Here is a 436-nt window from a genome sequence, read left to right as displayed (position 1 = left end):
TTTCTTCCATCTTCGAGATGAGCGGACGAAGATGTTCACGCTCAGCGCCGATGACTTCGATGTCACTGCCTGTGATTGCTCCTGCAACGAGGAACGTACCCGCTTCGATGCGGTCAGGAATGATTGAATGCTCAGCACCATGAAGCTTCTCAACGCCTTCAATGCGAATCGTTTCTGTGCCGGCACCGCGCACGTGTGCGCCCATACCGTACAAGAAGTTGGCGAGGTCAACGATTTCAGGCTCTTTAGCAACGTTCTCGATAATCGTCGTACCTTCTGCGAGGACAGCAGCCATCATGATGTTCTCTGTCGCGCCGACAGATGGGAAGTCCAAGTAAATCTTCGCACCTTTCAAGCGACCGTCAACTGAAGCTTCAACGAAACCGTTGCCGATGACCGTTTTCGCACCCATCGCTTCAAATCCTTTTAAGTGGAG

The 436-nt window shown here is 52.1% G+C and carries 1 pseudogene; it reads right to left on the bottom strand.

Features of this window, described 5'->3' with window-relative positions:
* Positions 1-412 (bottom strand): annotated as a pseudogene (locus WCE05_RS26085) (UDP-N-acetylglucosamine 1-carboxyvinyltransferase); the annotation flags it as partial.
* Between the last annotated feature and the right edge of the window lie 24 nt (positions 413-436).

Source organism: Pseudomonas sp. I2 (assembly GCF_040984075.1).
Lineage (GTDB): Bacteria > Pseudomonadota > Gammaproteobacteria > Pseudomonadales > Pseudomonadaceae > Aquipseudomonas > Aquipseudomonas guariconensis_B.
This window is presented reverse-complemented; position numbering and strand designations above follow the sequence as displayed.